The following is a 6,463-nucleotide window of genomic DNA, read 5'->3' as shown; positions in this document are numbered from 1 at the left end:
TCTGAGCCGCGGCGTAACCTACCTCAAGCTTAATCCGCGTACCTTGAGGTGCGGCAGGTCCATACATGATGTCTAGCAATGTATGTGGAGAACGTTGACAAGAAGTCGACCTCACAGCCAACAGGACGACGCTCGATCTTGCCCGCGCGAGCGCGGTAAACCCGAACATTTGTCCAATGTATGACTGACGCGCCGGAGCCGAAGCCACCTTTTTCTAGACGCAATTGCATCTGTGGCTCCGGCGGGGCCCGGTATCCGCACAGGGAAAGGAGTGTTATGTCGATTGCGCTCGATCTGTCTTCTGACCTTCATCGGTTCGCAAACACGCTCCATCGTCCCATGTGCGACCTTCTTGGCTGCACGTGGCCCGTCGTGCTCGCCGGCATGGGCGGCGTCTCACGCGCGGAGCTTGTCACTGCGGTGACGGTTGCCGGCGGCTTCGGCTTTCTAGGCATGGTGCGTGAGCCGACCTCTCTGATTTTGAAGGAAGTCCGAGAAGTTCGCGCCGGCACAGATCGCAAGTTCGGCGTCAACCTGATTCCCGCTGCGACGCCCGTCGATTTGCTCGACGCTCAAATCGCCACCTGCATCGAAATAGGCGTCCCGGTCGTGGCGCTTTTTTGGGACGTCATTCCCGCGATTGTCCGGCGGCTGCGCGATGCCGGCATTACGGTCGCCTATCAGATCGGCTCGATCGAAGAGGCACGCTCGGTCGAAGCCGCGGGCGTAAATTTCCTGATTGTCCAAGGCCGAGAGGCTGGCGGGCACGTGCGTGGCACCCAACCCCTGGCGGTGCTGCTGCCAGAGGTCGTCGCGGGCACGCGGCTTCCTGTCCTTGCGGCCGGCGGCATCACCGAAGGCGCAGATGTCGCGACCGCCCTCTCCCTCGGCGCGCAGGGCGTCGTCCTCGGCACAGCGATGATTCCGACTCGCGAGTCCTTTGCGCACAGTTACCACAAGCAGCGCATTGTCGATGCAGGCGAGCACGAGACACTTCTGACGGACTCGTTTCATATCAACTGGCCCAAGGGCGCTCGGGTGCGCGTGCTGGCCAATAGCGTCACGCGCGGGGAGCGCGGCGACCCCTTCGGCGCTTGCGGCACGAACGGCACGGAAAGCACAGTGATCGGCGAAGAGGAAGGACGGCCGATCTATCTGTTTAGCACCGATTCGCCACTGCGTTCAATGACGGGCGACTTCGAAGCAATGGCACTGTACGCCGGAACGGGCGCGGAACGCATCAGCGACATAACGGGAGCAGCTACGCGCCTACACCAGATCGTCTTGCAGGCCGGCGCGCTTCTCGACCCAGGCGTTGCATCCGTGCTCGACAGGAAGGAATCAGCCATTGCCCTGTCGGAGCACATGGGTGACGAGCGACATAGAACCACTGGCCGTCACGCGCTACTGGCGACACTGAACGAACTGCTGGAGGCCGAGCGCGCCGGCGCACGGGTGGCGTCTCAAATGGTCGTTGAAATCGCCGAACCATCACTAAAGCAGATGATGATCGCCGTCCGGCAAGACGAGGCGCGCTGGTGCGGCGTGCTGACAAAGGCGATTCAGTCGCTGGACGGGTCGCCATCGCGGCGCACCGGTGCCTTTTATGAGAAAGCTATGGCCGTCGCAGATCTGTGGCAGCGCATGGCATTCCTAAATCGAGGCCAGGCGTGGGTCGTGCGCAAGCTCCATGCGCTGCTGCCCGGCGTCGACGAAAAACAACTCCGCGCCGAACTCACCGCGATGCTAGCGTCGCACCAAGAAAACATTAGGCTCGTCGAGAGACAACTCGAGGCTGCGACTGGCGGCGCTCCGCCAGGCAGCGCATAGCGACCTTGCGAAGCAGGACTCGCTTGACCACCGAAATGACGGAGGATCAGATGCTTTGGGATAAACGGCTGGCGCAATGGGCTGCCGAAGTGCGCGCCGGCGTCAACATGCCAGCACGGCTGGCACTGTGGGATGGTCAGTCGTTTGACCTTGGCGACTTCAGGCAGCCGGCCGTCACCTTGCACGTGAAGTCGCCCGCGGCGATGCCACTGTTGCTCGACCCGAACCTCGATAATCTCGGCGTCGCGTATGTTCAGGATAAAATCGACGTCGAAGGAAAGCTGAGCGATATCATTGAGATCAGTTACGGGCTTGCCAAAACCGTCGCCAATGCGCCGGGTCAGTGGCAGCGTCTTGCGCGGCGTGTCACGCACTCGAGGGCGTCGGACAAGCAATCGATCCAGTATCACTACGATGTTTCGAACGATTTCTATGGATTGTGGCTCGACCCCGGGATGGTCTACTCGTGCGCTTATTTCGAAAATGGCGATGAAGATCTCGCAACCGCGCAACAGAAAAAGATCGATCATATCTTGACCAAGATCCAGCTCCAGCCGGGGCACACACTGCTCGACATCGGCTGCGGCTGGGGTGCGCTCGTGATTCGAGCCGCGCAAAAATTCGGCGCGCGTTGCGTCGGGATTACGCTGTCCAGAAACCAATACGACTGGGCTAACGAATGCGTGAAAGCCGCCGGCCTCGCGGATCGCATCGAGATTCGTTTGCAGGACTATCGCGACGTTGACGGACGGTTCGACCGGATTACAAGCGTTGGCATGTTCGAGCACGTGGGACGCGCGAATCTATCAGGGTACTTTGCGCGCGTTCAAAGCCTACTGGCCGACGATGGTGTCATCATGAATCACGGGATTACTTCGACGGACCCTGGCGGTGACGAAACCTCACACGGCAGCCCGTTCATCGAAAAGTACGTGTTTCCGAACGGCGACTTGCCCCACCTCAGCCTCGCGCTGAACGCCATGCAATGCGGTGGACTGGAAGCGTTCGACGTGGAAAACCTCCGCCGTCACTATGCCAGAACGCTTCGTATATGGAGCGACAACTACGAAGCACAAAGTATGAGACTGCACGCGCTCGTCGACGAGGAGAAGTATCGGATCTGGCGCATTTATCTCGCCGGCTGCGCCTATGCGTTCGAGAACGACGAGGTTGCCATCTTCCAGATCGTTGGCCGCAAGGCAGGCCGCAGTGCAGCCACCCTCCCGTGGTCACGCCGTTACATTTATTGATTTTCCCGCCTTCACACCAAAAGGGCTGGCCGCGAAGCAGACTGCAAAACACGCTCGCCGTCTATCGAGGGGCTACGGACGCACCAGGTCAGCGAGATGAGCAACATTCACCCAAGTAGCACTGGCCTTGATTTGGAGCGCGATGCCTTTATGCGGCCTGGCGCTTGAACAGGGATTGAGCATCGGCAGCAGCTTAACGAACTCCTGCACATTGTCGACGCACTGCAGCTGCCAGACTCCCACCACGTTGCGATGCCCGACAAATGGAAGGACGGCGAGGACGCGATGATCTCGCTCAATCATTTCAATCAGCTCGATTTAAGGGAGAGGCCGCAATCGCGGAAAACTCCACAGCTTGGCGCTGAGCGGCCCCGTCTCCCGCTTACGTCGAAGGCATACAAGTACGTGTTGCGAAATCAATAGCATTCCGCTTAACAACGTCCAGATACATGCGAGGGATGATCGCTACAGGCGTCCACGCACGACAGGTAACTACATACCAGGTTGCATTACATCATGTCGTGATACATAATTTGAACAGTTCTTAGCGAACGGAGGCACAAATGGACTATCTATCGATCTCAGCGGCCGCTCTAAGTTTGATCGGCGCCGGTGCCGCAGCCACATACGCCTTTGCATGCTGCATGCCGTTGTCCGCTCTCGTAGTTGCGCAAGAGCATGGCAGGTTTGCAGGGCTAGCACGGCCCGACCCGGACAGGCTGCCACACCAGCTCAGCGACTCCTCACCGCCGGCGCGGGCTGAGTGCTAACGAGACGCCGCAGAGCTTGATGCTGCGGCATTGGGGCGCAATTGCCCCGGGAGGATATCGCGTTGATGAATCAGGATGACGACATATGCCTGCGTCGGCGCGCCGGTCAGTTGGCGTTTTCCATCTGGCCGTGCGAGGCAAGACATCGCCCTCCTGCACACCATTCTCATGAACGGCTGCTAATGTATCTCCGCGTCGTCTGGCTTGCTACCCGCGCGAGGCGGCGAGGCCAAAATAAGCGTCTTTGCCGCGCTGTCGAGATCACTGTCAGATATTGAGGCAAGATCGTCGACGTGCTCGTCTATGGGAATCGCGTGGGCGTGCACGCACGGGTAAATGGAACGCGATTGCGATCTCTTGTTGGAATTCCATCGACTTCCAAGTCAGTTGATTTCGTCGTTCATTCGTTCGCGAGATTCATGACGGGTGTATCGCCAGGACCTGTCATCGGTAGGACTGGCCGAGGTCGTTTCAGCAGATCTGGCGAGTTGCCGCAGTCGTCGGCATGACGCCTCGGAGACCTGCGGTAGTGCTCCAAATAATCACATCCAAGACTGACTACTGTTGGGAGACAAAAATTGCTTAGCCTGCACGAATTCGCTGCTCTCATGCTCGTCCGCGACGCGCTCGATCAGTCAGAACTGAGCGCCGACGATCTGGAAGCACTGCTCGGCCGCCATCTCGTCACCCGTGAGACGCTCGCTTCCGGATGCCAGCGACTTCATCTGACACGCGATGGTCGATTGATGCTCGACGCAGTGTCGCGCATTCCGCTGATTGTATAACCCAGTTCAATGGATCGTCGGACCGAAAGCGCCGTTGACAGCTGTAAGACCCGTAACTCACAACGAGGCCCCGAATGACCATAACGCGGCAAAGCGCTATGACCGCTTCGCCATGATCTAGCAGAGGCCTCCCTCACAGATCCAGGCACTGTTTTGAAGGGATCTCCTTTACCGTCGATCGCTGCGTGTGGCTCGAATACCAGACCGAGGTTAGCCCGCCTTCCTTCGGCACATTATTGCCACGATATCCGATTGCGTGAGCATTCCAACTAACTTATTGTCGTCGAGCACCACTGGGATGTGATGATGCCCTCGAGCGGTGAAGCGGGGGATCACCTCTGCTACTCTGGTCGCCGCATTAACTGTAGTCACTTCAGTCGACATCACGCTGCGAACCGGTAACCGTCTCCTTTCCCGTTCCGCGGCCTCGATCGCGCTGCGTTCCACAGCAACGCCGCGGACGCTCGGGTGAAGCGGCTGAAGATCCGCGCGCGTGACGACGCCAATCAGGCGACCTCTCGTGTCGATCACGGGCAGCAATTTGACTCGCCGTTTATCGAGCAGATTAAGTGCGCTACCAATAGTTTGATCATCAGTGACGCTCGTAACGGGAACCTGCATCACCTCCACGCAGGTCATTTCCATCAGTCTCCTGAAGAACACTTGCTGTTCGAGCTGCTCGCGAAGCAGCGCCACACGGTCTGAGTCCGCCGCCGGCGTACACGTCTCATCCAGGAAAGAATGACCGACGTCGAGTTGTGCCGCGGCACGACGAACACCCGTCAGCCACCTTGTAAAATTGGAAGATACGGCCATGATTACCCTCGTCCAACTGCGCTAGGATAAACGTATCACACCATGATACGCTCAGCTGATGCGTATTAAGCGAAATGCGATCAGCGTTTTCCCGAAGACGATTGGCGCCGGCCGGTACTGGGCGCCAGTACGTCACTGCAGAGGTCGGCTAGGCCAATGCTGCCAACAGGCAACGGCCTTCGGAGTGCATCGCATGACTCAAAGAGCCCTGAGAAGAAGATGAGAGATCGCTATCAACGTAGCGCCGCCGAAATCCGGATGGACTTCAGAATTTTGACGGTCCAAACGATACCTGCGTCTATTTTGCTGGAAAAACTCGGCCGGCTTCGGACCGAAGTGCATCAAGGTGTTGCCACATCGGATCGTAACACCGCCGTATTGAATGAATATCTTCAGCTCCTCGCCGATATCGAGCGGTGGTCGCGAGGCCGAGGCGAGGATCGTTGACCCCTACTATAAGCACGCCTGGACCCTGGATGACAAACTCGATGAGCGCCGACTAGCGCGTCTACGCTTTGTCGTCGCCTCAAATATAATCGAAGCGTTGTCCTTGCTCTTATTCGTGGGACGCGCTCGCGCATTGGGCGTCTCGCGCAGTTGAGCTGCGAAACCGCCACGGCGATAGCAAGGGCGAGCGCGTACACAGGAGATCCGCAATGGCCTTGACCCCAAAGCAGACCGAGATCATCAAGTCGAGCGCGCCAGTTCTCAGCGAGCACGGAATGACGGTGGTGACACGGTTCTACCACCGCCTCTTTGAACATCACCCCGAGCTCAGAAATCTTTTCAACCACGCCAACCAGCGATCCGGTGGACAGTCGGAGGCGCTGGCGCATGCCGTTTGGGCATACGCCTCTATCATCGACAATCTCGCCGCGCTCGGACCAGCCGTCAAGCGTATATCCCAGAAGCATGCCAGCCTTGGCGTGCAGCCGGAGCACTATCCTATCGTGGGTGAGCACCTGCTTGCCGCAATGGGCGAGACGCTGGGTGACGCCTTCAGCGGTGAGAT

General features: G+C 58.6%; 7 protein-coding genes. 5 read left to right on the top strand and 2 right to left on the bottom strand.

Going from position 1 to position 6,463, the window contains the following annotated elements; translation table 11 throughout:
* Nucleotides 1-276 precede the first annotated feature (276 nt).
* Together AWB67_RS33580 and AWB67_RS33575 are read left to right on the top strand one after the other, a co-directional pair.
* Nucleotides 277-1,830: a nitronate monooxygenase gene (locus AWB67_RS33580; RefSeq protein ID WP_087660316.1), complete on the top strand. Its 1,554-nt coding sequence runs from the start codon at nt 277-279 to the stop codon at nt 1,828-1,830.
* A 50-nt stretch (nt 1,831-1,880) separates the two neighbouring features.
* Entirely contained in the window at nt 1,881-3,080 is a 1,200-nt protein-coding gene (locus tag AWB67_RS33575; protein WP_062638767.1) for a class I SAM-dependent methyltransferase, read from the top strand.
* Between the two features lie 72 nt (nt 3,081-3,152).
* Here the strand turns inward: AWB67_RS33575 and AWB67_RS33570 are convergent, their stop codons facing one another.
* Nucleotides 3,153-3,383, bottom strand: coding sequence for a hypothetical protein (locus AWB67_RS33570; protein WP_087660315.1), 231 nt, complete (start codon nt 3,381-3,383; stop codon nt 3,153-3,155).
* A gap of 1,075 nt (nt 3,384-4,458) precedes the next feature.
* Here AWB67_RS33570 and AWB67_RS33565 point away from each other — a divergent pair.
* Nucleotides 4,459-4,635: a hypothetical protein gene (locus AWB67_RS33565; protein WP_327366956.1), complete on the top strand. Its 177-nt coding sequence runs from the start codon at nt 4,459-4,461 to the stop codon at nt 4,633-4,635.
* Nucleotides 4,636-4,845: 210 nt separating this feature from the next.
* Here AWB67_RS33565 and AWB67_RS33560 read toward each other — a convergent pair whose 3' ends face one another.
* Nucleotides 4,846-5,451, bottom strand: a complete 606-nt coding sequence (locus AWB67_RS33560; RefSeq protein WP_062638731.1) for a CBS domain-containing protein — start codon at nt 5,449-5,451, stop codon at nt 4,846-4,848.
* Between the two features lie 219 nt (nt 5,452-5,670).
* Here AWB67_RS33560 and AWB67_RS40115 point away from each other — a divergent pair, with 219 nt between their 5' ends.
* Together AWB67_RS40115 and AWB67_RS33555 are read left to right on the top strand one after the other, a co-directional pair.
* The gene (locus AWB67_RS40115) at nt 5,671-5,898 is read left to right on the top strand and encodes a hypothetical protein (protein ID WP_125477799.1); all 228 of its coding nucleotides are present in this window, start codon (nt 5,671-5,673) and stop codon (nt 5,896-5,898) included.
* A 209-nt stretch (nt 5,899-6,107) separates the two neighbouring features.
* A partial coding sequence (locus AWB67_RS33555; protein WP_235025496.1) for a globin domain-containing protein occupies nt 6,108-6,463 on the top strand: 356 nt, incomplete at its 3' end.

It is taken from the genome of Caballeronia terrestris, from assembly GCF_001544515.1.
GTDB lineage: Bacteria > Pseudomonadota > Gammaproteobacteria > Burkholderiales > Burkholderiaceae > Caballeronia > Caballeronia terrestris.
This window is presented reverse-complemented; position numbering and strand designations above follow the sequence as displayed.

Bases quoted from the DNA above. Each gene is read 5' to 3' on its own strand.
- AWB67_RS33580 (WP_087660316.1), top strand. From the start codon at position 277: ATGTCGATTGCGCTCGATCTGTCTTCTGACCTTCATCGGTTCGCAAAC.
- AWB67_RS33575 (WP_062638767.1), top strand. From the start codon at position 1,881: ATGCTTTGGGATAAACGGCTGGCGCAATGGGCTGCCGAAGTGCGCGCC.
- AWB67_RS33570 (WP_087660315.1), bottom strand. From the start codon at position 3,383: ATGATTGAGCGAGATCATCGCGTCCTCGCCGTCCTTCCATTTGTCGGG.
- AWB67_RS33565 (WP_327366956.1), top strand. From the start codon at position 4,459: ATGCTCGTCCGCGACGCGCTCGATCAGTCAGAACTGAGCGCCGACGAT.
- AWB67_RS33560 (WP_062638731.1), bottom strand. From the start codon at position 5,451: ATGGCCGTATCTTCCAATTTTACAAGGTGGCTGACGGGTGTTCGTCGT.
- AWB67_RS40115 (WP_125477799.1), top strand. From the start codon at position 5,671: ATGAGAGATCGCTATCAACGTAGCGCCGCCGAAATCCGGATGGACTTC.